This is a genomic window from Phyllobacterium sp. NPDC097923 (genome assembly GCF_044760925.1).
GTDB lineage: Bacteria > Pseudomonadota > Alphaproteobacteria > Rhizobiales > Rhizobiaceae > Phyllobacterium > Phyllobacterium calauticae.
Genome location: NZ_JBIWBL010000007.1, coordinates 1 through 25,444, shown reverse-complemented (window position 1 = coordinate 25,444; position 25,444 = coordinate 1). Strand labels below are relative to the sequence as shown.

26 protein-coding genes are annotated in these 25,444 nt (G+C 62.2%); 10 read left to right on the top strand and 16 right to left on the bottom strand.

The features are described 5' to 3' along the window. The first annotated feature begins 45 nt into the window (after positions 1-45). Positions 46-960, top strand: a complete 915-nt coding sequence (locus ACIQWS_RS22950; protein ID WP_105735167.1) for a LysR family transcriptional regulator — start codon at positions 46-48, stop codon at positions 958-960. Between the two features lie 3 nt (positions 961-963). On the opposite strand, the gene xdhC is transcribed toward ACIQWS_RS22950, so the two are convergent. From xdhC to uraH, 4 genes are read right to left on the bottom strand one after another with little or no spacing between them, the layout of a single operon-like run. After that, complete coding sequence (gene xdhC / locus ACIQWS_RS22945) at positions 964-1,824, bottom strand: xanthine dehydrogenase accessory protein XdhC (protein ID WP_403184641.1); 861 nt, start codon at positions 1,822-1,824, stop codon at positions 964-966. Positions 1,825-1,831: 7 nt separating this feature from the next. Further along, positions 1,832-4,168, bottom strand: a complete 2,337-nt coding sequence (gene xdhB, locus ACIQWS_RS22940; protein ID WP_403184639.1) for a xanthine dehydrogenase molybdopterin binding subunit — start codon at positions 4,166-4,168, stop codon at positions 1,832-1,834. 9 nt (positions 4,169-4,177) lie between these two features. After that, positions 4,178-5,656, bottom strand: coding sequence for a xanthine dehydrogenase small subunit (gene xdhA, locus ACIQWS_RS22935; protein WP_403184637.1), 1,479 nt, complete (start codon positions 5,654-5,656; stop codon positions 4,178-4,180). Between the two features lie 6 nt (positions 5,657-5,662). After that, positions 5,663-6,031, bottom strand: coding sequence for a hydroxyisourate hydrolase (gene uraH / locus ACIQWS_RS22930; RefSeq protein ID WP_403184635.1), 369 nt, complete (start codon positions 6,029-6,031; stop codon positions 5,663-5,665). A 181-nt stretch (positions 6,032-6,212) separates the two neighbouring features. Here uraH and puuE point away from each other — a divergent pair, with 181 nt between their 5' ends. Together puuE and ACIQWS_RS22920 are read left to right on the top strand one after the other, a co-directional pair. Then, positions 6,213-7,631, top strand: coding sequence for an allantoinase PuuE (gene puuE, locus ACIQWS_RS22925; protein WP_403184632.1), 1,419 nt, complete (start codon positions 6,213-6,215; stop codon positions 7,629-7,631). Between the two features lie 9 nt (positions 7,632-7,640). Further along, complete coding sequence (locus ACIQWS_RS22920; RefSeq protein ID WP_403184630.1) at positions 7,641-8,144, top strand: ureidoglycolate lyase; 504 nt, start codon at positions 7,641-7,643, stop codon at positions 8,142-8,144. Between the two features lie 124 nt (positions 8,145-8,268). Here the strand turns inward: ACIQWS_RS22920 and ACIQWS_RS22915 are convergent, their stop codons facing one another. Then, positions 8,269-8,883 carry a LysR substrate-binding domain-containing protein gene (locus ACIQWS_RS22915; protein ID WP_403184628.1) on the bottom strand — a complete coding sequence of 205 codons (615 nt, stop codon included), beginning with the start codon at positions 8,881-8,883 and terminating at the stop codon, positions 8,269-8,271. 6 nt (positions 8,884-8,889) lie between these two features. On the opposite strand from ACIQWS_RS22915, the gene ACIQWS_RS22910 reads away from it, so the two are divergent. Beyond that, positions 8,890-9,021: a hypothetical protein gene (locus tag ACIQWS_RS22910; protein ID WP_403184626.1), complete on the top strand. Its 132-nt coding sequence runs from the start codon at positions 8,890-8,892 to the stop codon at positions 9,019-9,021. A gap of 59 nt (positions 9,022-9,080) precedes the next feature. Here the strand turns inward: ACIQWS_RS22910 and ACIQWS_RS22905 are convergent, their stop codons facing one another. From ACIQWS_RS22905 to ACIQWS_RS22890, 4 genes are all read right to left on the bottom strand, one after another. Beyond that, positions 9,081-9,680, bottom strand: coding sequence for a deaminase (locus ACIQWS_RS22905; protein WP_403184848.1), 600 nt, complete (start codon positions 9,678-9,680; stop codon positions 9,081-9,083). A 73-nt stretch (positions 9,681-9,753) separates the two neighbouring features. Beyond that, the gene (locus ACIQWS_RS22900; RefSeq protein WP_346307670.1) at positions 9,754-11,046 is read right to left on the bottom strand and encodes an NCS2 family permease; all 1,293 of its coding nucleotides are present in this window, start codon (positions 11,044-11,046) and stop codon (positions 9,754-9,756) included. Positions 11,047-11,392: 346 nt separating this feature from the next. Then, positions 11,393-12,649, bottom strand: coding sequence for an ATP-binding protein (locus ACIQWS_RS22895; protein ID WP_403184623.1), 1,257 nt, complete (start codon positions 12,647-12,649; stop codon positions 11,393-11,395). 59 nt (positions 12,650-12,708) lie between these two features. Then, a complete protein-coding gene (locus tag ACIQWS_RS22890; protein ID WP_403184621.1) occupies positions 12,709-13,896 on the bottom strand; it encodes a serine hydrolase in 1,188 nt (395 codons plus the stop codon). 322 nt (positions 13,897-14,218) lie between these two features. Here ACIQWS_RS22890 and ACIQWS_RS22885 point away from each other — a divergent pair, with 322 nt between their 5' ends. The 6 genes from ACIQWS_RS22885 (at position 14,219) to ACIQWS_RS22860 (ending at position 19,804) form a co-directional block, all read left to right on the top strand. After that, the gene (locus tag ACIQWS_RS22885) at positions 14,219-15,055 is read left to right on the top strand and encodes a metallophosphoesterase family protein (RefSeq protein ID WP_403184619.1); all 837 of its coding nucleotides are present in this window, start codon (positions 14,219-14,221) and stop codon (positions 15,053-15,055) included. Continuing rightward, positions 15,052-16,206 (top strand): ABC transporter ATP-binding protein, encoded by a 1,155-nt coding sequence (locus tag ACIQWS_RS22880; protein WP_403184617.1) that lies wholly within the window; start codon positions 15,052-15,054, stop codon positions 16,204-16,206. Before ACIQWS_RS22885 ends, ACIQWS_RS22880 begins: the two co-directional genes overlap by 4 nt. Further along, positions 16,199-17,143 (top strand): carbohydrate ABC transporter permease, encoded by a 945-nt coding sequence (locus ACIQWS_RS22875; RefSeq protein ID WP_403184614.1) that lies wholly within the window; start codon positions 16,199-16,201, stop codon positions 17,141-17,143. Before ACIQWS_RS22880 ends, ACIQWS_RS22875 begins: the two co-directional genes overlap by 8 nt. Then, positions 17,140-17,976: a carbohydrate ABC transporter permease gene (locus tag ACIQWS_RS22870; protein WP_288193878.1), complete on the top strand. Its 837-nt coding sequence runs from the start codon at positions 17,140-17,142 to the stop codon at positions 17,974-17,976. The genes ACIQWS_RS22875 and ACIQWS_RS22870 overlap by 4 nt, the downstream gene beginning before the upstream one ends. A gap of 25 nt (positions 17,977-18,001) precedes the next feature. Beyond that, positions 18,002-19,267 carry an ABC transporter substrate-binding protein gene (locus ACIQWS_RS22865; RefSeq protein ID WP_403184611.1) on the top strand — a complete coding sequence of 422 codons (1,266 nt, stop codon included), beginning with the start codon at positions 18,002-18,004 and terminating at the stop codon, positions 19,265-19,267. A 195-nt stretch (positions 19,268-19,462) separates the two neighbouring features. Beyond that, positions 19,463-19,804 carry a PilZ domain-containing protein gene (locus ACIQWS_RS22860; protein ID WP_346307662.1) on the top strand — a complete coding sequence of 114 codons (342 nt, stop codon included), beginning with the start codon at positions 19,463-19,465 and terminating at the stop codon, positions 19,802-19,804. A gap of 6 nt (positions 19,805-19,810) precedes the next feature. On the opposite strand, the gene ACIQWS_RS22855 is transcribed toward ACIQWS_RS22860, so the two are convergent. The 7 genes from ACIQWS_RS22855 to ACIQWS_RS22825 all read right to left on the bottom strand — a co-directional run bounded on the left by ACIQWS_RS22855 (position 19,811) and on the right by ACIQWS_RS22825 (position 25,410). Then, a complete protein-coding gene (locus ACIQWS_RS22855; RefSeq protein ID WP_223615455.1) occupies positions 19,811-20,296 on the bottom strand; it encodes a hypothetical protein in 486 nt (161 codons plus the stop codon). Next, complete coding sequence (locus ACIQWS_RS22850; RefSeq protein WP_308526412.1) at positions 20,293-20,730, bottom strand: flagellar protein FlgN; 438 nt, start codon at positions 20,728-20,730, stop codon at positions 20,293-20,295. Before ACIQWS_RS22850 ends, ACIQWS_RS22855 begins: the two co-directional genes overlap by 4 nt. Positions 20,731-20,756: 26 nt before the next feature. After that, positions 20,757-21,317 (bottom strand): rod-binding protein, encoded by a 561-nt coding sequence (locus tag ACIQWS_RS22845; RefSeq protein ID WP_403184608.1) that lies wholly within the window; start codon positions 21,315-21,317, stop codon positions 20,757-20,759. Positions 21,318-21,366: 49 nt separating this feature from the next. Next, complete coding sequence (locus tag ACIQWS_RS22840; RefSeq protein WP_403184605.1) at positions 21,367-21,777, bottom strand: hypothetical protein; 411 nt, start codon at positions 21,775-21,777, stop codon at positions 21,367-21,369. Between the two features lies 1 nt (position 21,778). Continuing rightward, positions 21,779-22,537: a flagellar biosynthetic protein FliR gene (gene fliR, locus ACIQWS_RS22835; protein WP_403184603.1), complete on the bottom strand. Its 759-nt coding sequence runs from the start codon at positions 22,535-22,537 to the stop codon at positions 21,779-21,781. 11 nt (positions 22,538-22,548) lie between these two features. Further along, the gene (gene flhA, locus ACIQWS_RS22830; protein ID WP_403184601.1) at positions 22,549-24,639 is read right to left on the bottom strand and encodes a flagellar biosynthesis protein FlhA; all 2,091 of its coding nucleotides are present in this window, start codon (positions 24,637-24,639) and stop codon (positions 22,549-22,551) included. 504 nt (positions 24,640-25,143) lie between these two features. Beyond that, on the bottom strand, positions 25,144-25,410 hold the full coding sequence (locus ACIQWS_RS22825; protein WP_105735188.1) for a flagellar biosynthetic protein FliQ: 267 nt from the start codon (positions 25,408-25,410) through the stop codon (positions 25,144-25,146). Positions 25,411-25,444: the final 34 nt, after the last annotated feature.

The following is a 25,444-nucleotide window of genomic DNA, read 5'->3' as shown; positions in this document are numbered from 1 at the left end:
ATAAAATGCTACAGCATGGAACGGTGTAAGACAGGGGTGGGAACCATGTCATATTTCGATAATCTTCGTGTTTTCGTTCGCGTCGTCGAACTGGGAAACCTTTCTGCCGCCGGCCGGGACCAGCGGGCGTCCCCGGCTGTCGCCAGCAACCGCATCAAGGAGCTGGAGCGCTATCTCGGCGTGCGCCTTTTCAACCGCACCACGCGCAAGCTGACGCCGACCGAGCATGGCCGCGTCTTCTATGAAGGGGCGGTCAAGATCATCGAGGCGATCAACGAGGCGGAAGCGGCGATTGCCGACCTGTCGCAAAAGCCGAAGGGCGCCATCCGCATCACCGCGCCGCTCGGCATCGGCCGCCGGCTGATCGCCTCCGGCGTGCCGGAATTCCACGACAAATATCCCGATATCGAGGTTCGGCTGCGATTGTCGGACCACAATATCGACATCATGAGCGAGGGCGTCGACGTCGCCTTCAAGCTCGGCATTCTCGAGGATTCCAACCTGCGCATGCGCGGCATCATGAACTGCGAGCGGGTGATCTGCGCCTCGCCGGATTACCTTGCCAAGCGCGGCATCCCGGCCAGCCCGGACGAGCTCATAACCGGGCATCACGATTGCCTGCTTCTGCGCTATCCCGGCTCCAAGGAATATTACTGGACGCTGCAGACGCCGGAAGGCCCGCGCAAGCTGGAGGTCAGCGGCCCCTATGATTCCGATGACGGGGATGTTTTGACCCGCTGGGCGCTCGATGGCCGCGGCATCATCAACAAGCCGCTCTTCGAGGTCAAAAACCACATCAATGACGGGACATTGCAGCCGATCCTTGAGAATACGCCACCGGTCAGCATCCAGCTTGCGGCGATCTATCCGCACAAGCGGTTCCAGGACCCGAAGGTGCGGCTGATGATCGATTTCATGACCGAGCGCTGCCAGCGGCTGATCAGCGCCATGCTCGAATAGGCATCAGGCGTGCAGGCGCGCCTTCTGCCTGGGCAGGCGCTCCTCGCCGATCCGGTGGTTGAGGGCTGAGGTCATGATTTCGGCCGCCGCCAGCGCCGCAATGACGCACGGGCGCTTGTCCTTGACCGCGGTTCCCCCCACCGGGCAGACCAGCCCGTCAAAAATGTCCGGGCGGCCAACTTCCCGCTCCAGCCAGCTGCGGAAGGTCGCCTTCTTGGTCTTCGAACCGATCATGCCGACATAGGCGGCATCGCCCCGCGCCAGGGCTTCGGCCGTGATGAGAAAATCCAGCGCATGGTCATGGGTGAGGACAACGAAGGCGCTGCCCGCCGGCGCATCGCGCACCACCATTTCCGGCATTGCCGTCAGGCAGGTTTCGATGCCGGGGACCCGCGTGGCGGACAGTTCGATCTCGCGCGTGTCGACGAGAACGATGCGCAGCGGCACCAGCGACAGGGCCATGGCCAGCGCGTCGCCGACATGCCCCGCCCCGAAGATGTAGACATGCGGGCGCTGGGCGATTTCCAGATCGACCTTTTCCACCAGCGCCGAGCGCAGGGGCCTGTCCACCCGCTTGAAACCGAGGCCAACCCGCCCGCCGCAGCATTGTCCGATCTCCGGTCCGAGCGGAACGGAGATATCGTCCGCATCCGCCCCGCCTTCGCTCAGCAGCCGCCGCGCATGGTCGATGGCCATGAATTCGAGCTGGCCGCCGCCGATGGTCCCAAAAATGCAATCGACCGCAACCAGCATCCAGGCGCCCGCTTCACGCGGCGTCGAGCCGCTGGCGGATTTCACCTCGACCAGCACCACATGTTTGCGCCGGTTGAGAAAATCCCTGATATCATCGCGGTTCGACGGCATGGGACGCTCACTTCCCGTTCCGCGCAGCGCGCAGCCGTTCGACCGCCATCAGCACGCGTTCCGGTGTCGCCGGGGCATCGAGGCGCGGCGCGACCTGGTAGTCGGCAACGCTGGCGACTGCCATGGAGATTGCCTCGAGCACGGAGATGGCCAGCATGAAAGGCGGCTCGCCGACCGCCTTGGAACGGCGGATCGTCTCCTCGCGGTTGACGGACCAGGTGGCCAGCTCCACATTGAACTGGCGCGGACGGTCCGAGGCGAGCGGGATCTTGTAGGTGGAGGGTGCATGGGTGCGCAAGCGTCCCTTGGTATCCCACCAGAGTTCCTCGGTGGTCAGCCACCCCATGCCCTGCACGAAGGCGCCTTCGACCTGCCCGAGATCGAGCGCCGGATTGAGCGACTTCCCGACATCATGCAGCACATCCGTCCGGTCGACCTGATATTCGCCGGTCAGCGTATCGATGCTGACTTCCGAGACCGAGGCGCCATAGGCGAAGTAATAGAACGGCCGGCCTCTGCCTTCCGCGCGGTTCCAGTGGATTTTCGGGGTCTTGTAGAAACCCGCCGCCGACAGCTGCACGCGCGCGCCATAGGCCGTCCGGATGAAATCGGCAAACGGGATAAGGCGATTGCCGGCCCGAACCGCGTTGGGTTCGAAGAAGACTTCGCTCTTCGCAACCGCATAATGTTCGGCAGCGAAGTCCACCAGCCGCGCCTTGATCTGCTGCGCCGCATTGGCGGCGGCCATGCCGTTGAGATCGGACCCGGACGAGGCTGCCGTCGCCGATGTGTTCGGCACCTTCGCCGTGGTCGTCGCGGTCACCTTGACGCGGTCGAGATCGACCTGGAACTCATCGGCCACCACCTGCGCCACCTTGGTGTAGAGCCCCTGCCCCATTTCCGTGCCGCCATGGTTCAGATGGATCGAGCCGTCGCTGTAGACATGCACCAGCGCGCCCGCTTGGTTGTATTCGGTCTTGGTGAAGGAGATGCCGAACTTGACCGGTGTCAGCGCGATACCGCGCTTGATGATCCGGCTGTCGCGGTTGAAGGCAAGAACCGCTTCGCGCCGCGCAGCGTAGTCCGACGATGCCTCCAGTTCGGCGACGATCTGTGGAATGATATTGTCTTCGACGGTCTGATGGTAGGGCGTGACGTTCCTGCCGGCATCGCCGTAGAAATTGGCCTTGCGGATCTCCAGCGGGTCCTTCCCCAGCGCATAGGCGATGTCCTCGATCATCCGCTCGCCTCCGACCATGCCCTGCGGGCCACCGAAGCCGCGAAACGCCGTGTTGGACACCGTATTGGTCTTGAGCGGCCGCGAACGCAGGCGGACATTCGGGTAGAAATAGCAGTTGTCGGCGTGGAACAGCGCCCGGTCGGTGACCGGTCCGGACAGATCGGCGGAGAAACCGCAACGCGCCGAAAACGTCGCGTCCACCGCTTCGATGCGGCCGTCATCGTCAAAACCCAGTTCATAGGCCACATGGAAATCGTGGCGTTTGCCTGTGGCAACCATGTCGTCGTCGCGGTCCGGCCTGATTTTAACCGCCCGCTTGTATTTCTTCGCCGCAACCGCAGCGACGGCGGCGAAAAGGTTGGCCTGCGTTTCCTTGCCGCCGAAGCCGCCGCCCATGCGCCGCACGTTGACCGTGACCGCATTGGCGGGTACGCCGAGAACGTGGCCGACCATGTGCTGGGTCTCACTCGGGTGCTGGGTCGAGGAATACACCGTCACCTCGTCATCCTCGCCGGGCATGGCAAAGGCGATATGGCCTTCGAGATAGAAATGATCCTGCCCGCCGATGCGCATTTCACCGTTCAGCCGGTTCGTTGCTTTGGCAAGCCCCTCGGCAATGTCACCGCGCTCGAGCTTGAGTGGATCGATGACCAGCGGATAGCCGGCTTTTTCAGCATCGAGCACGTCGATGGCGTGATCGAGATCGCGGTACTCCACCTTGACCTTCGCGGCCGCATTCCGGGCAATCTGCCGCGTTTCGGCAATGACGGCAAACATGGGCTGGCCATGGAACTCCACCTTGCCCACCGCAAAGACCGGATCGTCATGCTTGCCGGCCGGGCTCACATCATTGTGGCCGGGGATATCGTCCACCGTCAGCACACCGATGACACCCGGACATGCCCTGACCGCTTCGAAATCAATCGACAGGATTTCCGCATGGGCACGCTGCGACAGGCCGAGATAGGCGTGCAGCGTGTCGGCCGGTTCGGGCATGTCATCGATATATTCGGCGGAACCGGAAACGTGCTTGTGGCCGGATTCATGCGGCTGCTGTTCGTGCACCCCGCCCTTGATGCGGGCCATCGGCTGGATCGAATTCATGCTCTCCTCCTAGCCCGCAACCGCGGCATAACGGTTCAGCCGGATATTGTCTTCGCCCGTCGTCTCCAGATGGAAGCGGCGCAGCAGGTTCCTGGCGGTCAAAAGGCGGTAGTCCGCCGAGGCGCGCCAGTCGGTCAGCGGCGTGAAATCCGCTGTAAAGGCCGCCATGGCCCGCTCGACGGTCGCCTCATCCCATGAGGAGCCCGTCAGCACCTCTTCGACGGCGGCAGCGCGCTTTGGCGTGCCCGCCATGCCGCCGAAGGCAATGGTGGCAGCCTGCACATTGCCCGCGGTATCGAGCAGCACCTTGAATGCGCCGCACACCGACGAAATGTCCTCGTCGAGCCGTTTCGATATCTTGTAGACGGCGAACAGTTCGCCCGGCTTGAGGGCGGGAATGTGAATGGCCTCGACGAATTCTCCCGGCACGCGGTCCTGTTTGCCATAGTCGATGAAGTATTTTTCCATCGGCACGGACCGGCGGTTCGGCCCCTTGCGCAGGTGCACGCTTGCGCCGAGCGCAATCAGCGCCGGCGGCGTATCGCCGATGGGCGAACCATTGGCGACGTTGCCGCCGATCGTGCCCATGTTGCGCACCTGCTCGCCGCCGATGCGGTTCCACAGCTCCGACAATTGCGGGAAATGTTCCGAGATGACCGGATAGGCGTCGGTGTAGCTCACACCGGCACCGAGTGTCAGTCCTCTGTTGTCAGCCGTGATCCGGCGCAGCCCGTCGAGATGCGCGGTGAAGATGACGGGACCGATCTCCCGCATGAATTTCGTCACCCACAGCCCGACATCGGTCGAACCGGCAACGATGGTGGCACCGGGATTGGCGTCGAGAACAGTGGCGAAATCATCCACATCGGCGGGCAGGATAAAACGCTGCTTTCCTTCGCCGATATCGACGCGCCTGCCGTCCTTCAGCGCCTGCAGCTGTTCGATGACCCGTGCGCGCTCGGCGACAAGCGGATCACTGCCGGCATTGCGCGCCGACACGCTTTGCGCCGCGCGGATGATGGCGGCATAGCCGGTGCAGCGGCACAGATTGCCCTGCAGCGCCTTCTCGATGTCCCGCACTGCCGGGCTCGGATTGTGCATCCACAGGCCGTAGAGCGACATGACGAAACCGGGTGTGCAGAAGCCGCACTGGGACGCGTGGGTGTCGACCATCGCCTGCTGCACCGGATGCAGCGTGCCGTCGGCTGCGGCAAGCGCCTCCACCGTGACGACATGGCAGGCATCGAGCGAGCCGACAAAACGGATGCAGGCATTGACAGATTCATAGGTCAGCTGGCCATGGGTCAGGCGGCCGACCAGGACGGTGCAGGCACCGCAATCGCCTTCGGCGCAGCCTTCTTTCGTGCCGCGCAACCGGCGATCGAGGCGCAGGAAATCGAGCAGCGTCTGGGTTGCCGCCACATCGGTCAGTTCGACGAGCCGGTCATTGAGCAGGAAGCGGAGGCTGGTGCGGGTCTGGATATCCATGGCCGGTCAGCTCCCGCGATAGGTCGAATAGGCGTAGGGCGCGACGAGCAGCGGCACGTGGTAGTGCGCGGCCTCATCGCCAATGCCGAAGCGGATGGGCACCACATCGAGGAACGGCACGGCGCCATCGGCCTGCCCGCCGAGATAGGCGCCGACATGAAACCGCAGCTCGTAGGTGCCGGCACGCATCTCCGCACCGGCCAGAAGCGGCGCATCGCAGCGCCCGTCCGCATTGGTGCGCGTGCTGCGCAGTGCCGAGAACTGCTCGCCGTCAAGACGCAGGAGATCGACCCGTAGGTTGGCGGCAGGCTTGCCGCTGGCGGTATCCAGCACATGCGTCGTCAGACGGCCTGTCGTTTCGTTCTGAGAACTCATGAGCGTTCCTCCCTCCCAAGGCGGATTTTCCACTTTTGCATCGCCCAGTTTGCCCGGCGCGGCGCCGGTGCAGTAGGCGGCGCTTCCTTGCAGGACTTTCAAAATTTTCTGGGGGAATGCATCTCCGCTTATTTGATTATTCATGGGATCGGACCAGCAGAGTGGAGGACGGATCGCTGCCATGAGATATCCCAGAGACTTGCATGGATATGGAGAAACCCCGCCGCAGGCCCATTGGCCGGACGGCGCAAAAATCGCTGTCCAGTTCGTTGTGAACTATGAGGAAGGCGGCGAAAACTGCGTGCTGCACGGCGATGCCACATCGGAAGCCTTTCTCTCGGAAATCGTCGGCGCGCAGGCCTGGCCGGGCCAGCGGCACTGGAACATGGAATCGATCTACGAATATGGCGCGCGGGCCGGTTTCTGGCGCCTGCATCGCCTGTTCACCGACCGGAAGGTGCCTGTAACCGTCTATGGCGTGGCAACCGCCCTGCAACGCTCGCCGGCACAGGTCCGCGCCATGCTGGATGCGGACTGGGAGATCGCCTCGCACGGGCTGAAGTGGATCGAATACAAGGACTACACCAGGGAGGCGGAGCGCGAGCACATGCGCGAGGCCATCCGCATCCACACGGATATCACCGGCGAGCGGCCGAAGGGCTGGTACACCGGCCGCTGCTCGGTCAACACTGTCGACCTTGCAACAGAGGAAGGTGGCTTCGACTATGTGTCGGATTCCTATGCCGACGACCTGCCCTACTGGCACGCGGCCGCCGGGCGGCAGCAGCTGATCATCCCCTATACGCTGGATGCCAATGACATGCGCTTCGCCACGCCGCAGGGCTTCAATTCCGGCGAGCAGTTCTTCTCCTACCTCAAGGACAGTTTCGACACGCTCTACGCCGAAGGCGAAGCGGGTTCTCCCAAGATGATGAGCATCGGCCTGCATTGCCGCCTTGCCGGCAGGCCGGGGCGTGCGGCCGCTGTCGCAAGGTTCATCGACTATGTGCAGAGCCACAGCCATGTCTGGCTGGCGCGGCGCATCGACATTGCCCGGCACTGGGCAGAAACCCATCCGCAGCCATCCGGCGAACCGCGCCCGTCGGGACTGGCGGAAGCGGCATTCGTGACGCGCTTTGGCGGCGTGTTCGAACATTCCGAATGGATCGCGCAGCGCGCCTTTGCCTGCGAGCTTTCCTATGGGCACGACACGGCAGCGGGGCTGCATGCCCTGCTCACCACCGTTTTCCGCGGCGCGTCGGCGGAGGAACGGCTTGCCGTGCTTACCGCCCACCCGGATCTGGCGGGTAAACTGGCGCAGGCCAAGCGGCTGACGGAAAGTTCCACGCAGGAACAGGCATCCGCCGGTCTCGATGCCCTGACCGACGCGGAGCGAGCGCAGTTCGAAGCGCTCAACGGCCTCTACGTCGAAACCTTCGGCTTCCCCTTCATCATCGCGGTCAAGGACCACAGCAAGGATGGCATCCTTGAAGCCTTCAGGGCACGCGTCAAGAATGACCGGGAAACCGAATTCAACACCGCCTGCCGGCAGGTGGAGCGGATCGCGTTTCTGCGCCTGCAGGGCATGCTGCCAAACTGAGGGATGACCATGTCAGGTTCAACAGCCACGCGCGAGATTCGGATACAGCCCCTTACCCGTGAAGCGTTCCAGCCCTTCGGCGACGTGATCGAGGTGGAGGGATCGTCCAGCTTTCCCATCAATCACGGCATGTGCACGCGCTACCACGACCTGGCGAAGGTCGAGACAACCGGGGAAAACCCGCGCGTTCTGATCAGCCTCCTGCGCGGCAAGCCCTATGATTTGCCGCTGACGCTGACGATGGTGGAACGGCACCCGCTCGGCAGCCAGGCCTTCATGCCGCTGTCCGCCCATCCCCTGCTGGTCGTGATCGCCCATGACCTGCCCGACGGGGCGGGCGATCCCATCGCCTTCCTGACGGGACCGGGACAGGGTGTGAACATCCATCGCAATATCTGGCATGGCATCCTCACGCCCCTCGGCGGCATCTCGGATTTTATCGTCGTGGATCGCGGCGGCGACGGCAACAATCTCGAGGAACATTTTTACCCCGAACCGTTCATCGTCCGCTGAGCCTGGCCGGCGGCATGCCGGCTTTGCCGAAGCGCTCGATAAGCCACTGGATCAAGGCCTTCAGCCGGGCGCTCTGATGCCTGCCGGGCGGATACACCACATGGAACGGCAGCGGCGGATGGCTTCATTCGCCGAGGATTTCAACGAGTTGCCCGGACTCCAGATAAGGCTGGACGAACGGCCTGAGATTCTGTCCGATACCGAGCCCTGCCAGCATCATGGCGATCTGGCCATTGTCCTCATTGGCGGAGAATTGCAGCTCGCTGACGGTGTACCTGTCACCGGGTTTCACGAACAACATCGGCTTGGCCTTGCCGTCCGCATGCGAGAAGAAGCCAACCTTGCAGTGGCGGCCCTCAAGCTCTTGCGGGGCCGCAGGCGTCCCCATGCGCTCGAGATAGGCTGGCGACGCGCACGTCACGAACCCGGCATCGAACAGGTGCCGTGCCACGAGGGACAGGTCGCCAATGTCCCCGGCCCTGATCGCGCAGTCCACGCCCTCGCCGACGATGTTCGCCGTTCGGTTGCTGGTGCCCAAGGCGATGGTGATGTGCGGGTATTGCGCATGGAAATCCGGCAGGTGCGGGATCAGGATATTCTGGGCGAACGTGGCGGTGGACTCGATGCGCAGATGCCCGCGCGGTGTCAGCTTGCTGCCGCGCACCGCACCGTCGGCCTCGTCGATCTCCGCCACCAGACGGGCCGCATGACGGTAATATTCCTCGCCCTCCGGTGTCACCGCGACGTGGCCGGAATTTTGCGGGCCGTGGATGCCGAAGCCGATATTGTCGGGCTGGCGATCGCCGAATACATGCCGTGGAGCGCGATCCGGCTGGCAAAATCGCTGCGGACACTGCCACTTCTCGGCAGCAACTAGCCAAAACAGACGAGACGGGGCGCACACCCCGTCTCGTCCATGTATCGATGGGTCAAGCTCTAGTTCAGCGGGATCGAATTCTGATCCTTGCCCGCCTGGTACTGGTTCGACAGATCCGCATATTTCTTGGCGATCCGGGCGGCACGGGCATGCAGCCTGCCGCGGTCCGGCTCCGGCAGCGCCGCAATCAGCGCGTGGATGGCATAGCTTTTCCAGAACGCATTTTCAGTGTTGTAACCGCCGGGCTCCAGCGTGAAGACTTCTTTCAGAATCTTCAGGTCATGCGGGATGGCGAAGGCATCGCGGGAATCCTCATGGCTGAAGAAATAGTAGAAATTGTCGAAGCCGGCCCAGGTGATGGCCGAAAGGCACATCGAGCAGGGTTCGTGCGTCGACAGGAAGATGAGATCCCTGGGGTCCGGGCGCTTGTCCGGGTTCACCTCGTAGAAGCGCTTGAGCGTATGCACCTCGCCGTGCCAGAGCGGGTTTTCCGTCTCGTTGTTCGTCTCCGCCAGAACGAGCGACAGATCCGATTTGCGCAGCAAGGCGGCGCCGAAAATCTTGTTGCCTGCCGCCACACCCTTTTCCGTCATCGGAATGATGTGATGCTCCATCGCGTCGAGCAGCGCATCGATCGTCGCGATCGTTGGTCTTTCCACAGTCATTGACGTGTCCTTCGCTTAAGCCTGCAAACAGTCTGGCCCGGATACGGCATGCATCCGGGCCGCTTTTTCACACAGGGAACAGGGTGTAACGGACGACAAACAGGATCGCCACGAGCCACGTTGCCAGATGCACGTCCTTGACCCGGCCGGTGAACGTCTTGATCACGACGTAGCTGATGAAGCCGAAGGCAAGACCGTTGGCGATCGAGTAGGTGAACGGGATCATCAGCGCGGTCAGTGCCGCCGGAGTGGCCTCGGTCACATCACCCCATTCGATGTCGGTGAGTTCACGCATCATCAGGCCGGCGACGTAGAGCAAGGCCGGTGCCGTGGCATAACCGGGAACGGAACCGGCCAGCGGCGAGATGAACAGGGCCGCCAGGAACAGGACGGCAATGGTGAGTGCCGTCAATCCGGTCCGACCGCCGGCCTGAACGCCCGATGCGCTTTCGACATAGGCGGTCGTGCTGCTGGTGCCCAGCAGCGAACCGGCCACGATGGCGGTGCTGTCGGCAAACAGGGCGCGTCCGAGACGGTTGGGTTTCCCCTCCTCGATCAGGCCGGCACGCTTGCTCACGCCGATCAGCGTTCCCGTGGCATCGAATACCTCGACCAGCACGAAAACCAGGATCACCTGCAGCAGGCCCGTATGCAGGGCGCCCATGATATCAAGCTGCAGGAATGTCGGCGCCAGGCTCGGCGGCGCGGAAAACACGCCCTTGAACTCGCTGGCGCCCACGGCCATCGACAGGACGGTGACCACGAGAATGCCGATGAGGATCGCACCGCGCACCTTCAGGGCATCCAGCGCCGCGATGATGAAGAAGCCCAGCATGGCGAACAGGGCGGGCGTGCTGCCGAGATGGCCCAGACCGATGAAGGTGGCGGGGTTGGCGACGATGATCCCGGAATTCTTCAGCGCGATGAAGGCAAGGAAGAGGCCGATGCCCGCCGCAATGGAACTGCGCAGCGATTTGGGAATGCCGGCAACAAGCCAGCTGCGCACGCCCGTAACGGTGAGCAGGATGAAAATACATCCGGAAATGAAAACGGCACCCAGCGCCTGCTGCCAGGAGAAGCCCATCGCCGCCACGACCGTGAAGGCGAAGAAGGCATTGAGGCCCATGCCCGGCGCCATGCCGATGGGCCAGTTGGCGACAAACGCCATGACCAGCGATCCGACCGCCGCGGCGATACAGGTGGCGACAAAGATGGCATTGCGGTCCATTCCCGTCGACGACAAAATCTCCGGATTGACGAATATGATGTACGACATCGTCAGGAATGTCGTCAGTCCCGCGAGCATTTCGATGCGTGCGGATGTGTTGTGTTCTCGTAGCTTGAAAAGCTTTTCGAGCATGATTCCTCCCCCTGGCTCTCGCCGAGTCTCCGGTTGCTGCGTGACCCCCTTGGATCGGCGAGTCGCATGGCTGCCTGTTTTGAGTTTTCGAACGTCTTCAATCAAGAGAAAACTGGCGCAGCTCCTCCACAGCCAGCCTCTCCTCAGTGCTTCCACTGCGGGGCTGATAGTGCGTCTTCCGGCGCGGCGATGCTAGGCCATGATTTCCGCAGACATGAGCGAAACAGCTTCAATATTTTATTGATGCCAGCTAAGTTTCGGATGGGAAAAGAAGCAGATAGCGGCGGCGGCTATCCCTCGCATTCATAGAAACATTTGCCGCATCCCGCAAGCATCCTGCGCTGACTTAACTCAACCACAGGCCGGACAGCGGCATTGCATGCAGCTTTTCGCCGAAGGGCGTTATCCGGTCGTGATCGTGCAGCACAATGCCATGGACGAAGCGGTCGCCGACCGCCTCCTGCAGCTGGCGCAGCCCGCGCAGATCCTGCTGGCGCACGGTGGCCGCCGCCTTGACCTCGATGCCGATGACCCGGCCACGCCTGTCCTCGATGACCAGATCGACCTCATCCTGATCCTTAGTGCGGTAATGCGAAAAGGTCAGGCGGCGCTCCGACCAGGCCGCCAGCTTGAAGATTTCCGACACGACAAAGCTTTCCAGGATGGCGCCGAACCGCGTGCGGTCACTCAGCACATCGTCGGCATCGGTGTCGCGCAGGGCGCCGAGCAAACCGGTATCGAGAAAATGCAGCTTGGGCGTCTTGATCAGCCGGGTCAGGCGGTTGGTGGACCAGGGCGGCAAGGTGCGCACCAGGAACAGGCGTTCGAGAATGGCGACATATTTCTGCGCCGTCACGCTGGAAAGGCCGAGCGCCGCACCGAAACTGGAATGGTTGGTCAGTTGGCCCGCATGTTCGGCCAGCACGTCGAGAAGCCGCGGCAGGCGGTCCAGCTGATCGATATTGGCGATGTCCCGCACGTCGCGGTCGAGAATGAGGGCAACGTAGTCTTCCAGCCAGGCCTTGCGGCGCGCTGGCGACGACCGGCGCACGACCTCGGGGTAGCCGCCGCGCAGCACGATATCGCTCAAGGCCTGTCCGGTGACCGGCCGGGCTGCCAGCTGCAGATCGTCCCCGGCAAACAGCCGGTCGAGAAAATTGCCCGGCGTTCCCGCCAGTTCGCATTGGGCAAACGGCAGCAGCGGGATGACCGCCATGCGTCCCGCGAGGGAATCGGCGATGGCCGGAACCGTGGCGAGATTGGCCGATCCCGTCAGCAGGAACCGCCCAGGCTCCTGATCCGTATCGACGCTCTCCTTGATCGCCAGCATCAGTTCCGGCGCGCGCTGCACCTCGTCGATGACGGCCCGTTTCAGCCCGCGGATGAAGCCGACCGGATCGGTACGGGCCGCCTGCAGGGTCGCGGCATCGTCCAATGTCAGATAGGGCCTGTCGGCACCCGAGAACTGGCGGGCCAGCGTCGTCTTGCCCGCCTGGCGCGGACCGGCGATCAGCACGACCCGCGTATCCGACAGGGCGGTTGCGACGTGCGGCCCGACGCGTCTTTCGATCAGGCCATGCTTTTCAGGCGGGGAATCACTCATGCGTCCACTCTTAAATCATTTACCGTCTGATTTAAAGCGAATAGACGTCTATTTTAAAATTACATGCGTGAGGTGATGCAGGCGAACGAGCGGCGCTTCAGTTCGGAACAGGCGGCACTTGCAGCCTGTAGATCCGTGAAACCACCAAACCGCACCCGAAAGCGCTTGGCTGCGGGTTCAATATAACCCTTGGCCTCGGGCAAAATCGAACGGACCAGCCGATCCGCCTTGCCCAGCAGCCGGTTGGCATCGGCGCGCGTATCCACCGCACCGATCTGGATATTCCACTGGCCGCTTGTCTGCAAAGGCTGTAACCCGCCATCGCCCTGTTCGATATTGGATTCATCGATAAGTTCGGCAATGCCGGGTTTGCGCTGCGGTTCGGCTTTGGCAACAAGATTATTGCCACGTTTGCCCGCATCGCTTGCAAGCGGCATGTACTGGGTCAAAAGCTCCGCCATCCGGTCATCGCGCGACCGTCCGGTCTTGCCGCCGAGGACAACACCGACAATATGCCTGTTGTTGTCAGTGAACGAGGATACGAGATTGAAACCTGAAGCGTCGGTATAGCCGGTCTTGATCCCGTCAACGCCGGCATAGCGATACATCAGATTGTTGTGACCGTTGATCTGCTTGCCGCGGAAGACGAAGGACCGCTGCGAGAAAAGACCATACTCCTTGGGGAAATCGCGCATCACGGCCACGCCCAGCACAGCCATATCCCGCGCCGTTGTCGTCTGTCCCTTTTCCGTCAGGCCGGATGCATTGCGGAACACCGTGTTTCTGAGACCAAGCTGCCGTGCACGCTGGGTCATCTGCTGTGCAAAACGCGCCTCCGATCCGGCCAGATGCTCACCCATGGCGGAAGCCGCATCATTGGCCGAAAGGATGATCATGGCATCCACGGCTTCGCGCACGCTCAGCGTATCGCCGCCGCGCATCCACAGCTTCGCCGGAATCTTCCGGGCAGCGTTGGCCGACATGACGATACGATCATCCCACTTCAGCTTGCCCTTCCGGATCGCCTCGAAGGTCAGATACAGCGTCATCATCTTGGCCAGCGAGGCCGGTCCGTGCGGCGCATAGCCGTTGCCCTCGCCCAGGACCTTGCCGGTCGGCACGTCGAGCACCAGCCAAGGCTGGTCCGCTGCCTGCGCCGCGCCCGCCAAACCGGTGGCAAGGGCACAGGCCAGCGCAAGCGTTCTGACGCGGTACAACAGGCTTTGACGAGCGAAACCAAGCAGCATTGCGGGATCTCCATGCGAAAGGGGCGAAGGGCATAATTCAACGGGTTGGGCGTCGGTTGAGACTACTGAGGCCGAGGTTGATAAGGTGTAAACAACCATGGTGAACGGCCTGATCTTCACCGCTGATTGAGCAGAAATTGCGGCCGGCCTATCCGCCCCGTCCGACCCGCATGGGGCAACGAGGTTCATTGAATTGTCATTGGCTTGAAACGCAGCTGTCACAGACCAAGCCTAAGAAGACCCCGCGCCGGGTCGGGTCGGAAACGGCTTTCCCCCAGCACCACATGCGCCCCCATTGTTCGATTTTGAAGAGAGATATCCTGTGCGGATCATCCAGATCACCGACACTCACCTCAGCCCTTCCAAGGCCCATTTCAACGCCAACTGGTCACCCCTGGCCCAATGGGTCGCCGAGCAGAAGCCGGACCTGGTGGTGCACACGGGCGATCTGTCCATCAACGGCGCGGATATCGAGGACGACCTGGCCTTCTCCGCCGGATTGCTGAACGCGCTTCCCGTCAAGGTCCTGAGCCTGCCCGGCAACCACGATATCGGCCACATGCCCGGCAGCCCGCAGCCGGTCAACGCCACGCGCATCGACCGCTGGCGCGAAATGGTCGGACCGGACCGCTGGATTCACGACATGGACGGCTGGCGGCTGGTCGGTCTCAACAGCCTGATCCTCGGCAATGACAGCCTCGAAGAGGAAGAACAGTTCGACTGGCTTGAGGACGCGCTTGCCGAAGCGGAGACCCGCCGCATCGCCCTCTTCGCGCACAAGCCCTTGTTTGTCGACGCGGCCGACGAAGGCGAAACCGGTTACTGGAGCGTTCGCCCTGCGCCGCGCAAGCGGCTGCTCGACCTGATCGGGGAATATGATGTGGCCCTGCATGCCAGCGGACACCTGCACCGCGCCTGGCAAGGCATGCACAACGACACCAGTCTCGTCTGGGCCCCGGCTTCGTCGTTCGTCGTCGGGGATATGGAGCGGGACATGCCCGGCCAGCGCATTGTCGGCGCGGCGATCCATACGCTGACCGACACTGTTGAAACAGACATCGTCGAGATCGGCAGCCTTTCGCGCTTCATCCTCGACGACGTCATCGAGGAGGTCTATCCGCGTGCGCGCATCGCGCAGGCACCGGAGACAGCCGCATGAGCGCGTTCGCCCTCAGGAATATCTCGAAATCCTACGGCACGAACAGCATCCTGAACGATGTCAGCATCGAAGCGGAAGACGGCGAGTTCATCGCCCTCGTCGGGCCGTCGGGTTGCGGCAAGAGCACCTTGCTTCGCATTGCCGCCGGTCTTGACCATGGCGATGCCGGCAGCATCTGGATGGGCGACCGCGAAATCACGGCGGAGCATCCGGCCGACCGCAATGTGGCGATGGTGTTCCAGTCCTATGCGCTCTATCCGCACCTGACCGCCGAGCAGAACATTGCCGTGCCGCTGGCCATGCGCACGCTTTCCACCCTGCAGCGCATGCCGTTGCTTGGCCGCTTCATCGCGGGCAGGAGCGCCGCGCAGGCGGCAATCAAACAGCAGGTGCTGGCCACGGCAACCAGCCTGAAGATCGACCACCTGCTCGAACGCAAGCCGGGGCAGATGTCCGGCGGCCAGCGCCAGCGCGTGGCGCTCGCCCGGGCGCTGGTGCGCCAGCCCGGCGTGTTCCTGATGGATGAACCGCTTTCCAATCTCGACGCCAATCTGCGCGTGCACACCCGCGCGGAGATCGTCGACCTGCACCGGCGCACCGGCGTGCCGACCATCTATGTCACGCACGACCAGTCCGAAGCCCTCAGCATGGCCGACCGGGTCGCCGTGATGATGGGCGGCAAGGTGCTGCAATTCGCCTCGCCCGCCGAGATCTATGACGATCCGCGCCATGTCGAGGTGGCAAAATTCGTCGGCAGCCCGCGCATCAACATCATCGATGCCGTGACCGCGGACAATGGCACGGTGTTCTTCAGCGGCAAGGCCGTGGTCGACGGCGTTACCGGTCCGGTCGGCACCCCGGTCCAGCTCGCAATACGGCCGGAGCGCATCAGGCTGAGGCCGCAGGGCGCCAAGGGCATTGCCGCCACCGTCACCCGGCTGGAGTTCCTCGGCTCGGAAGTGCTGGTGACAACGCAGGCCGATGGCGCCGGAGACGGCATTGTCATCAAGGCCGCCCCGGCCGATGTGACCCATCTGGGTATGGGATCGCCGGTCACGCTCGAGATCGACAGAGATGCCTGCCTCGTCTTCGGGCAGGACGGGCTGCGCGTGCCGCTGCGGGCAACGGCAAGGGTTGCCGTCGATGCATGAGACCGCGATACCCGATCTTCTTCCCGCCGCCCGGACCACCGCCCGGCAGGCAGCCATCCGCGCCGCCAAACGCGAAGAGCGCGTGGCCTGGCAGCTGGCTGCACCGGCAATCCTGCTCATCATCGTCCTGATATTGCTGCCGACACTTGCCGTCTTTGTCTTCAGCCTGACCAATTACGAGCTCGGCTATGATGATTTCCAGTTCATCGGCCTCGGCAATTACATCGAGCTCTTCGCCGACCGGACATTCCTCATCTCGCTGAAGAACACCGCCGTCTATACCGCCATCGTTACGCCCTTTTCCGTGTTCATCGGCCTTGGCGTCGCCCTCCTCATCGAGAGCGAGACGCGCGGCCGCGCCTTCTTTCGCACCGTGTACTTCCTGCCCGTCGCTTCGCTGCTGGTGGCCATGGCCACGGTGTTCCAGTACCTGCTGCACCCGACCATCGGCCCGGTCAACGCCATGCTGTCCATGCTTGGCATTGCCGGTCCCAACTGGCTCGGCAGCAGCAGCACGGTGCTGATCAGCCTGGCGATCATCGGCATCTGGCAGTCGGTCGGGTTCAACATGGTGCTGTTTCTCGCGGGCCTCACCGCCATCCCGCGCGAGCTCTATGCCGCGGCGGAAGTGGACGGCGCCAAGGGCAGCTGGGAGCGCTTCCGGCTCGTCACCTGGCCAATGCTCGGACCGACGACCCTGTTCGTCGCCACGATCAGCGTGATCAATGCGGTCAAGGTGTTCGAGACGGTCAAGACGCTGACCGAAGGCGGCCCGAACAAAGCCTCGGAAGTGCTTCTGTGGACCATCTATCAGGAGGGCTTCGTCTATCTGCGCGTCGGCTATGCCTCGGCCATGACCGTCATCTTCCTCGCTTTCCTCATCGTGCTGATGCTCGTCCAATACCGGGTTCTCGACAGACGGGTGCACTACACATGAAAAACACCGCCTTCTTCTCCATGCGCAACCTGCGCCTCGCCATGCTTTCGGCCGGAGCCCTCGTTTTCCTTGCGCCCTATATCTGGATGATTTCCACCGCGGCGAAATCCCGCGAGGAAATCTTTTCCTCCTCGCTCACCCTTTTGCCGCAGCACTGGGCGCTGTGGGAAAACCTTGCCAAGGCGCTCACCCGGGTGCCGATGGGCCAGCTCCTGTGGAACGGGCTTGTGGTCTGCGGCCTGATCTTCTTCTTCCAGGTGGTCATCGCCATTCCCTGCGCCTATGCCATGGCCAAGCTGAAATTCCGCGCCGCCCGCACGATGATGACGCTTGTCATGCTCGGACTGCTCATCCCCATTCATGCCACTGCCCTGCCCATCTATGTCGCCCTGAACAAGGCCGGCATGCTCAACAGCTATTTTGCCCTGTCCGCGCCGTTTTTCATCTCGGTCTTCGGCATCTTCCTGTTCCTGCAGTTTTTCCGCGCCATGCCGGACGACCTGATCTCGGCCGCCCGGCTCGACGGCATGTCGGAGCTTGCCATCGTCAACCGGGTGATCGTTCCCAATGCCTGGCCTGCGGTCACCGCCTTCGCCATCTTCTCGGTGGTCGCGCACTGGAACGACCTGTTCTGGCCGCTCATCGTCATCACCGGCAGCGAACGGGCGACACCGCCTTTGGGCCTCCTGTTCTTCCGCGCCGCCGAAGCCGGCGACGACTACGGCGCGCTGATGGCCGCAACCCTCATCATCACCCTGCCGCTCGTTGCCGCTTTTCTGCTGGCGCAGCGGCGTTTCATCGAAGGCATCACCCTCACCGGCCTCAAAGGCTGACCGTTCCCAAGACCAGGAGATAACAATGAGCTTCTTCCGAAAGACGATTGCGGCAGCCGCTATCGCCACCGCGTTCAGTGTTCCCGCTTTCGCGGAAACCACCCTGAACGTGCACTACCCGATGCCCGGTTTCTTCAAGGATGTGATGGATGTCATCTCCAAGAAGTTCATGGAAGAAAACCCCGATATCAAGATCAGCTTCGTCAGCCCCTCGGCCACCTATGAGGAAGGCATCCAGACGATCCTGCGGCAGGCGGGAACCGCCGAAATGCCCGATATCACCTTCATCGGCCTCAACCGCCTGCGGATGATTGCCGAGCGCGGCGTCAATGTCGACATGAAGCCGCTGATCGCCAAGGAGCCTGATATGGCGGCCCAGGGCTTCAGCGACAACATCCTTCGCCTTGCCCAGGTCGGCGACCAGCAGGTCGGCCTTGCCTTCGCCACCTCCAACCCGATCATGTACTACAATGCCGACCTGATCCGGCAGGCGGGCGGCAATCCCGACCAGCCGCCGAAGACCTGGGACGAGGTCATTGCCCTCGGTGCCAAGGTCAAGGCGCTCGGCAATGGCAATGAAGGTATCGACTTCCGCTGGCAGGGCGATGACTGGATGTTCTCCGCCCTGCTGTTCGGCGCCGGCGGCACCATGCTTTCGCCGGATGAAAAGAAAGTCGCCTTCAACGGCCCGGAAGGCATCGCCGCCTTCAACCTCGTCAGCCGTCTGGTCAAGGAAGGCGGCATGCCCGTCCTGACCAAGCAGGCGGGTGAACAGGCCTTCGTTGCCGGCAAGGTGGGCTTTGCCTTCCAGACCACGGGCGCGCTGCGCAACACGATCAAGAATGTCGGCACGAAGTTCGACCTGCGCACCGGCCCGCTGCCGCTGCTCAATCCGGAAAAGGGCCATCTGCCCACGGGCGGCAATGCCGTCGTCATCCTGACCAAGGATGCCGCCAAGCAGCAGGCCGCATGGAAATTCGCCAAGTTCGCCGCCGGTCCCTACGGCGCTTCGGTGGTGGTTCCCGGCACCGGCTATGTGCCGAACAACGAACTTGCTGCGAAGTCGCCGGACTATCTCGCCGATTTCTACAAGCAGAACCCGCTGTTCCAGGCTGGTCTCAACCAGATGAACCGCATGATCCCCTGGTATGCCTTCCCCGGCACCAATGGCGTCAAGGTGACCCAGACCATCGTCGACAACCTCTCACGTGTCGTCGAACAGTCGGCCACACCGCAGGAAGCCCTGAACAACGCGGCCGACGAGGTCCAGAAGCTTCTGCCACGCCGCTGACACCGGTTCAATCAAGGACAGGCGCCCTGCCCGCCGGGACAAGGCGCCTGTCCGCATCACACGCATTTGCCAACTTGGTATAACGGTTTTGCAATGGTTTGAGACTATGACCATCAGGGACAACCACCGGCTTGAAATATGTATCCCGGATACGTACTCGCGCCGGACCATCAATCCTTGCTGGACCAGCCATCGATGCCACCAACCGAATCCGGCCACAAGACGGAAAAGCGTATTGAAGAACGCAAGCGGACACGCCTGCGCTCAGGAAAGCTTGCAACGCTTGAAGGCCAGTTTCTGACCGAGTGCCACTTTCACAACATTGCCGGCGGCGGTGCCCGCATCCGCACCGTGGGGCCCTGTACCATTCCCAACCGCTTCTGGCTGTTCGACGACCAGTATCGCGGGGCGCTGATGACCGAGATTGTCTGGCACCGGGATGGCGACTTCGGCGTGCGCTTCATCGAAGATGCGAATGTGACACCGCTGAGCGAAGCGGTCCTCAGCGCCCTTGCCGGAAAATACTATTCCTTGTGAGGTGGATCAGGGCGCCGCGGGTGCCTGCCGCTGCAGGCCCTTGGTGTTCTGGTCGCGGATTTCCTTGGCGGTGATGTAGTTGAACTGCTCGACCAGGAGATCGCGCACCAGCGGTTCGGGGAATTTGGCGTTGACTCCGTCGATGACCGATTGCTTGACGCTGGCAAATTCAACCTTCTGCACGTCTTTCACATCGGAGAAGCGGCCATAGAACTGGCGGAAGATTTCATCATTGATGAACGGCGCAACGGGCACGGTGACCGAGGCCTTGACGCGGCTGTCGAGCGTATAGCCGAGCTGCACCACGATATAGCCTTCCACTGCCCCGTCCAGAATGATCGGGACACTGAAACTGTCGGTCTTGCCGAAATCGAGCACATCCTTGCTCTGCGACGACACAGCCGCCGTCGCCGAATTCTGCCACACGGCAAAATACAGCGATCCCAGCGCCACGCCGCAGATCCAGAGGCCGATCAGGACAATACGGATCATGCGCCTTGCCCGTTCCTCATCTGCTGGGCGGTATAGGTGCCGTCGGCTTCCTGCGTTTCCAGCGCATCCCGGATGAGGCCGGTCAGCTCGGTCACGGCACGCAGATGCAGCTTGATGGCATCACAATTGCGGTCCAGCTTCTGCTTCAAGGCATCCAGCACCGGTTGCAGCGATTTGAGCGCCGGTACGCCGGCGGTTTTCGCAGCCTTGTTCATCGCTTTGTTGAAATCGCGCAGGCCACGGCTCTTGTGCGAGTTGATTTCAGCAAGATCGATGGTCTCGCCATCGAGCAGCAGTTTGGTTTCGCGCTCGACGACCTCTTCGAGGCGCTTGATGGCAAAGAGGACAGGCTCAAGCGCCGGTTCGACTTCGGGTACAAGGGGAGCGTGTTCGATCACGGTGCCGTTCTCTTCATTATCGTTGACTATATCCATATTCATTTCCTCCAATCTTGCCGGCATCAGCCCCGTTTGATCGCGTCAAGAGGTTTCGTCGTCTTCAATTGCTTGTGAATGAGTTGCCGTTCGATCTGGTACAAAATGACATTCGGGTCCGGGGTCTGATCGCCGGAGACCGCAGGCGCGGCGCTCGCCGCCGCGCTTTTCGCCTTGTTGGCGCTTTGCTGTTCCAGCATCCGCGCCACGCCGATGCCGCCGGCATCGGCCATCTTCTTGGCCACCGCCTCCGCCATCATCGATTTCCAGTAGTCACCGGCAATACCCTTGCCGAACACGGCCTGGTTGTCGCCGGTAAACATGGATTCGACAAAGGACTGCAGCATGAACGACTCGAATTTCTTGTAGGCGGGGTTCGGCGCGCCCGGCGCACTGGTGCTGCCGACGGAAACCGTTGGTGTCCCGGCCTGCTGGATGGACGCGAATGTCTCGCGCGACAGCCGTGTCTGGGCTTCGACGCGCGCCGCGGCAAGGCTGCGCAGCTTCTCGACCGACGCCTGCAGGGTTGCCGGATCGGCTGCATTGGCAACATCCAGCACCAGATCGGAAGGTGGATTAATGGCCATCGGTCACTGTCCCATCGTGTTTCATGCTTCGTACCTTACCGCGCCAAACTTACGGGAGGCTTGTGCCGCCAACGATTGTATGGATGACATATTCCTCGATTTCCTCGGCAGCAGCGGCCCGTTCCATCACCTGTTCCAGCTGGCGCAGGCGGCCGCACAGAATATCGATGGTGCGCGATACCGCCAAAAGATCGCGCTTTTCCCGCACCATCTGTTCGGACAGGCCCGCCTGCTTCGCCTTGTTGGTTTCCAGCCGTTTCATGACGAGATCGGGCGGGACGATCCCCGCGCCATTCTCGAAGCGGTCGTTCTGCATCCTGAACAATGCCGTATTCTCTTCCGCGATGGCCGCGGACTGCGCATTCAGGCGCGCCAGCGCCATCTCGTGCCGGGCCTTGGTCAGCCGCTGCAGTTTGATCATTCCGCGCAGGGATTGGCGCGAGCCGGGCCTGATGCTCATGTCAGAAGTTCCGTAGGTAAGTGCCGGCCTCGCTGGTGAAGAAGCGCAGGAGATCCGGCATGCTGAAATAGAGAAGCATCAAGCCTCCCGCGAGAACGAACGGCATGGAGATGAAGTAGACGGGAATAGTCGGCGTCAGCTTGTTGATCAGCCCGACCGCAATATTCACCACAATGGCGAAGACAATGAACGGCGCGGCGATGCGGATGGTGCTGAAGAACGCCTTGGACAGCGTATCGGTGAGGTTGACCATGGCGGTCGCGGGCTGGAATACCCCATCCACCGGAATGGCCGAATAGGATGAAAGCAGGGCGCGCAGCACCTCGAGATGCAGATCCATCACGAAGAACATGAGCAGTGCCGACAAGGTGACGATGGTGGCGATGGCCGCCTGCGGCTCCTCCGATTCGATGCCCGCCCCCGGCGCGCCGGAATAGCCCGTCGCCATGGCGATGGTATTGGCCATGAACTGCAAAGCCCAGAAATATATGCGCGCCAGGATGCCGATCAGCGCGCCCACGACGGCTTCGATAAGGATGATGCGCATCAGCACCAGTGGCGCTGCATTGGCCACCGGCGCCATCTGCTTGAACACCAGCGGCACCACCATCAGCGAACAGGTCAGGGCGAGAAACAGCCTTATCTGCATGGGAATGCGCGGGCTGGAAATGCCCGGCATGATCAGAAGGCACGAACCGACGCGGGCGAACACCAGAAAGGCGGCGATCACCATGTCGCTGAGCGCCAGGTTCTGCAGCATCGATCAAGGCCTCACGAGATCGTGCCGAGCGAACGCACTTCGACGCCACGGGCAATCTCCACATGGGACAGCACGGACAGCGTGGCGAACAGCCGCTCGATGATCATGCGGATGTAGGGGCGCGCTTCCGGCGACGCGACAAGCACGAAGCGCTCGCCCGCGTCCAGATGCTTGCGGATGGCGGTGCTGGCCTCGGTGCCGAACTGTTCGAGCAGGCGCGGATCGATGTCGAACTCGACGATTTCGCCCTTGGCATCGCGCTTGAGGCTCTGGTGGAAAACCATGTCCCAGCGGTTGCCGAGGCGCAGCACGCTGAGCACGCCATTGTCCGCCAGATCGCCGCAGATCTGCTGCGACATGCGCATGCGCACATGCTCGACGATCATTTCTGCACGGCGGATATGCGGCGCGACTTCCGCAATGGCTTCCAGGATCAGGTTGAGATTGCGGATCGACACGCGCTCCGACAGCAGCAGCTTGAGCACGGCCTGCAGGCCGGAATAGGACAGGTGCACGGGGCAGATATCGTCAAGCAGCTTGCGGTATTCCGGACCGAGCCGGTCGAGCAGCGCGCGCATGTCCTTGTAGGACAGGAGCTGCGCCAGATTGTTGCGGACGATCTCGCTCAGGTGGGTCAGCAGCACCGAGAGATTGTCGACGGTCATGTAGTTGTCGCGCTTCAGATCGGCGGCAAAGGTTTCCGGCACCGAATAGGCCTTCATGCCGAAGGCGGGCTCGCGCACCTCTTCACCCGGAATTTCCGGAATGGGCCTGTCGCCGGGGATCACCAGGATTTCACCGACCCGCAGCTCCTGCGAGACCACGACCGTGCCGTGGATCTTGATGCGGTACACCTTCGGCGGGATGAGGAAATCATCGGTGACCTTGATCTCGGGAACCACGAAGCCGTATTCGGTGGCGAACTTCTTGCGCATCTTGTTGACGCGGTGCGCCAGTTCCAGCTGCGAGGCCATCAGGCGGGTCGACAGCTGCTTGCCGAGGCATAGTTCGATCTGCGCCGTTTCCAGTGAGGCGCGGACGGAATTGCGATCTTCGTCCTCCGCCTCTTTCTTCCTCTGGTTCTGCTCGGCTACGGCTGCTGCCGCCACCCGGGCGATCTTGCGCGGAACGGCAATGCCGATGGCGACGAGACCAAGGGCGAGAATGAAGAAGGGAAAGGAAGGCAGACCCGGCAGGACACCCAGCACGAACAGCAGCAGCGCGGCCACGAACAGAGCCTTGGGATAGGCGCCGAGCTGGCCGAAGACGGCCTTGTCGGTGGAGCCGCGCGTGCCACCCTTGGACACCAGCAGGCCCGCCGCCAGCGAGACGATCAGCGCCGGAATCTGCGTGACCAGACCGTCACCGACGGAAAGCTTGGTGAAGACGTCGGCCGCCTGGCTGACTTCCATGCCGTGGCGGGTGACGCCGATGATGATGCCGCCGAAAATATTCACGGCGGTGATGATCAGGCCGGCAATGGCGTCGCCGCGCACGAATTTCGACGCACCGTCCATCGAACCGAAGAACGCGCTTTCCTCTTCCAGCTCACGGCGGCGGTGCTGCGCTTCCTTTTCGTCGATCAGGCCGGAGGAAAGATCCGCATCGATCGCCATCTGCTTGCCGGGAATGGCATCGAGCGTGAACCGCGCGCCGACTTCCGCGATACGCGTGGCGCCCTTGGTGATGACGAGGAAATTGACGATGATCAGGATGGCAAAGACCACGAGGCCGATGACGAAGTCGCCGCCCATGACGAACTGGGAGAAACCGTGGATCACCTGCCCGGCGGCGGCATAGCCTTCATCGCCGTGGGTGAGGATGACGCGGGTTGTCGCGATGTTGAGCGACAGGCGCATCATGGTGGCAATCAGCAGGACCGTCGGAAACGCCGAGAAGTCGAGCGGGCGCTGGATCCACAGGGACACCATGAGAATGAGAACCGAGAGCGCAATGGAAAAGGCAAGGCCAATATCGAGCACCATCGGCGAGACGGGCAGAAAGAGCACGGTCAGAATGATGACGATGCCGAGCGCCAGCCCGACATCGCTGCCGGTCAGATAGCCCTTGTCACCCAGTTTCTTTACGGCAGCTTGTTGCACAGCATTCTCCTATGATCACAGCAAGCATAGGGAGCGAAGCTTACGCGAAGCCAAAGCGGCCACGTCGACCGGTCGCCACGCCCGCAATTGCGTCTGGCCATTGAGAAGGTGGGAAAGACGGGCGGTCCCTGGAACGCGGGTCTTGGGTATTCTGGTATGCTATGCTTGCGATCCTGGGGACCACCTGTCCCGGCAACCGGTTTCGCTCAATGCGGCATCATTGAACGCTCCCTCTCCAGCCGCACAGGTTTTCTTCCCTGCGAGGCCGAAGCGCCGGTCCTTTCGCGACTTTCGAAGGTTTCCGGAAGCATTCCCGCCGGAAAGGACAGGGATGAGAATAATGCGGGTTGAGATGTGGTGGATAAGTTGGCGCGATTTTTTATGATGAGGGATGCGTTGCAAAGCTGCCGTGCGCCCTTCGACAAGCTCAGGATGAGGGAGGTTGCATTTTTGCGGAGCGCCGGGCTCCCTCATGGTGAGCCTGTCGAACCACGCACCAAAGGCTCAAAAGCCCTTTTCGATCCGCGAATAGGTGAGCAGGGTCAGCGTGTTGATCTGCGAGCCGACGAAGGGGGCAGTCAGCGCAAGCACGGCGAGAATGACGATGATCTTCGGCACGAAGGTCAGCGTGACTTCCTGGATTTGGGTCAGGGCCTGAAACAGGGCAATGATGACGCCCGCCAGCATGGCGGCGCCCACGGCCGGGCCGGCGGCGACAATCACCGTCCAGATCGCCTGGTTGACGATGTCGAGCGCATCGGCCTCATTCATGGTCGGCGGCGGGCTGTCAACTGATGACGATGCC

Bases quoted from the DNA above. Each gene is read 5' to 3' on its own strand.
- ACIQWS_RS22950 (WP_105735167.1), top strand. From the start codon at position 46: ATGTCATATTTCGATAATCTTCGTGTTTTCGTTCGCGTCGTCGAACTG.
- xdhC (WP_403184641.1), bottom strand. From the start codon at position 1,824: ATGCCGTCGAACCGCGATGATATCAGGGATTTTCTCAACCGGCGCAAA.
- xdhB (WP_403184639.1), bottom strand. From the start codon at position 4,168: ATGAATTCGATCCAGCCGATGGCCCGCATCAAGGGCGGGGTGCACGAA.
- xdhA (WP_403184637.1), bottom strand. From the start codon at position 5,656: ATGGATATCCAGACCCGCACCAGCCTCCGCTTCCTGCTCAATGACCGG.
- uraH (WP_403184635.1), bottom strand. From the start codon at position 6,031: ATGAGTTCTCAGAACGAAACGACAGGCCGTCTGACGACGCATGTGCTG.
- puuE (WP_403184632.1), top strand. From the start codon at position 6,213: ATGAGATATCCCAGAGACTTGCATGGATATGGAGAAACCCCGCCGCAG.
- ACIQWS_RS22920 (WP_403184630.1), top strand. From the start codon at position 7,641: ATGTCAGGTTCAACAGCCACGCGCGAGATTCGGATACAGCCCCTTACC.
- ACIQWS_RS22900 (WP_346307670.1), bottom strand. From the start codon at position 11,046: ATGCTCGAAAAGCTTTTCAAGCTACGAGAACACAACACATCCGCACGC.
- ACIQWS_RS22895 (WP_403184623.1), bottom strand. From the start codon at position 12,649: ATGAGTGATTCCCCGCCTGAAAAGCATGGCCTGATCGAAAGACGCGTC.
- ACIQWS_RS22890 (WP_403184621.1), bottom strand. From the start codon at position 13,896: ATGCTGCTTGGTTTCGCTCGTCAAAGCCTGTTGTACCGCGTCAGAACG.
- ACIQWS_RS22880 (WP_403184617.1), top strand. From the start codon at position 15,052: ATGAGCGCGTTCGCCCTCAGGAATATCTCGAAATCCTACGGCACGAAC.
- ACIQWS_RS22875 (WP_403184614.1), top strand. From the start codon at position 16,199: ATGCATGAGACCGCGATACCCGATCTTCTTCCCGCCGCCCGGACCACC.
- ACIQWS_RS22870 (WP_288193878.1), top strand. From the start codon at position 17,140: ATGAAAAACACCGCCTTCTTCTCCATGCGCAACCTGCGCCTCGCCATG.
- ACIQWS_RS22865 (WP_403184611.1), top strand. From the start codon at position 18,002: ATGAGCTTCTTCCGAAAGACGATTGCGGCAGCCGCTATCGCCACCGCG.
- ACIQWS_RS22860 (WP_346307662.1), top strand. From the start codon at position 19,463: ATGCCACCAACCGAATCCGGCCACAAGACGGAAAAGCGTATTGAAGAA.
- ACIQWS_RS22855 (WP_223615455.1), bottom strand. From the start codon at position 20,296: ATGATCCGTATTGTCCTGATCGGCCTCTGGATCTGCGGCGTGGCGCTG.
- ACIQWS_RS22850 (WP_308526412.1), bottom strand. From the start codon at position 20,730: ATGGATATAGTCAACGATAATGAAGAGAACGGCACCGTGATCGAACAC.
- ACIQWS_RS22845 (WP_403184608.1), bottom strand. From the start codon at position 21,317: ATGGCCATTAATCCACCTTCCGATCTGGTGCTGGATGTTGCCAATGCA.
- ACIQWS_RS22840 (WP_403184605.1), bottom strand. From the start codon at position 21,777: ATGAGCATCAGGCCCGGCTCGCGCCAATCCCTGCGCGGAATGATCAAA.
- fliR (WP_403184603.1), bottom strand. From the start codon at position 22,537: ATGCTGCAGAACCTGGCGCTCAGCGACATGGTGATCGCCGCCTTTCTG.
- ACIQWS_RS22825 (WP_105735188.1), bottom strand. From the start codon at position 25,410: ATGAATGAGGCCGATGCGCTCGACATCGTCAACCAGGCGATCTGGACG.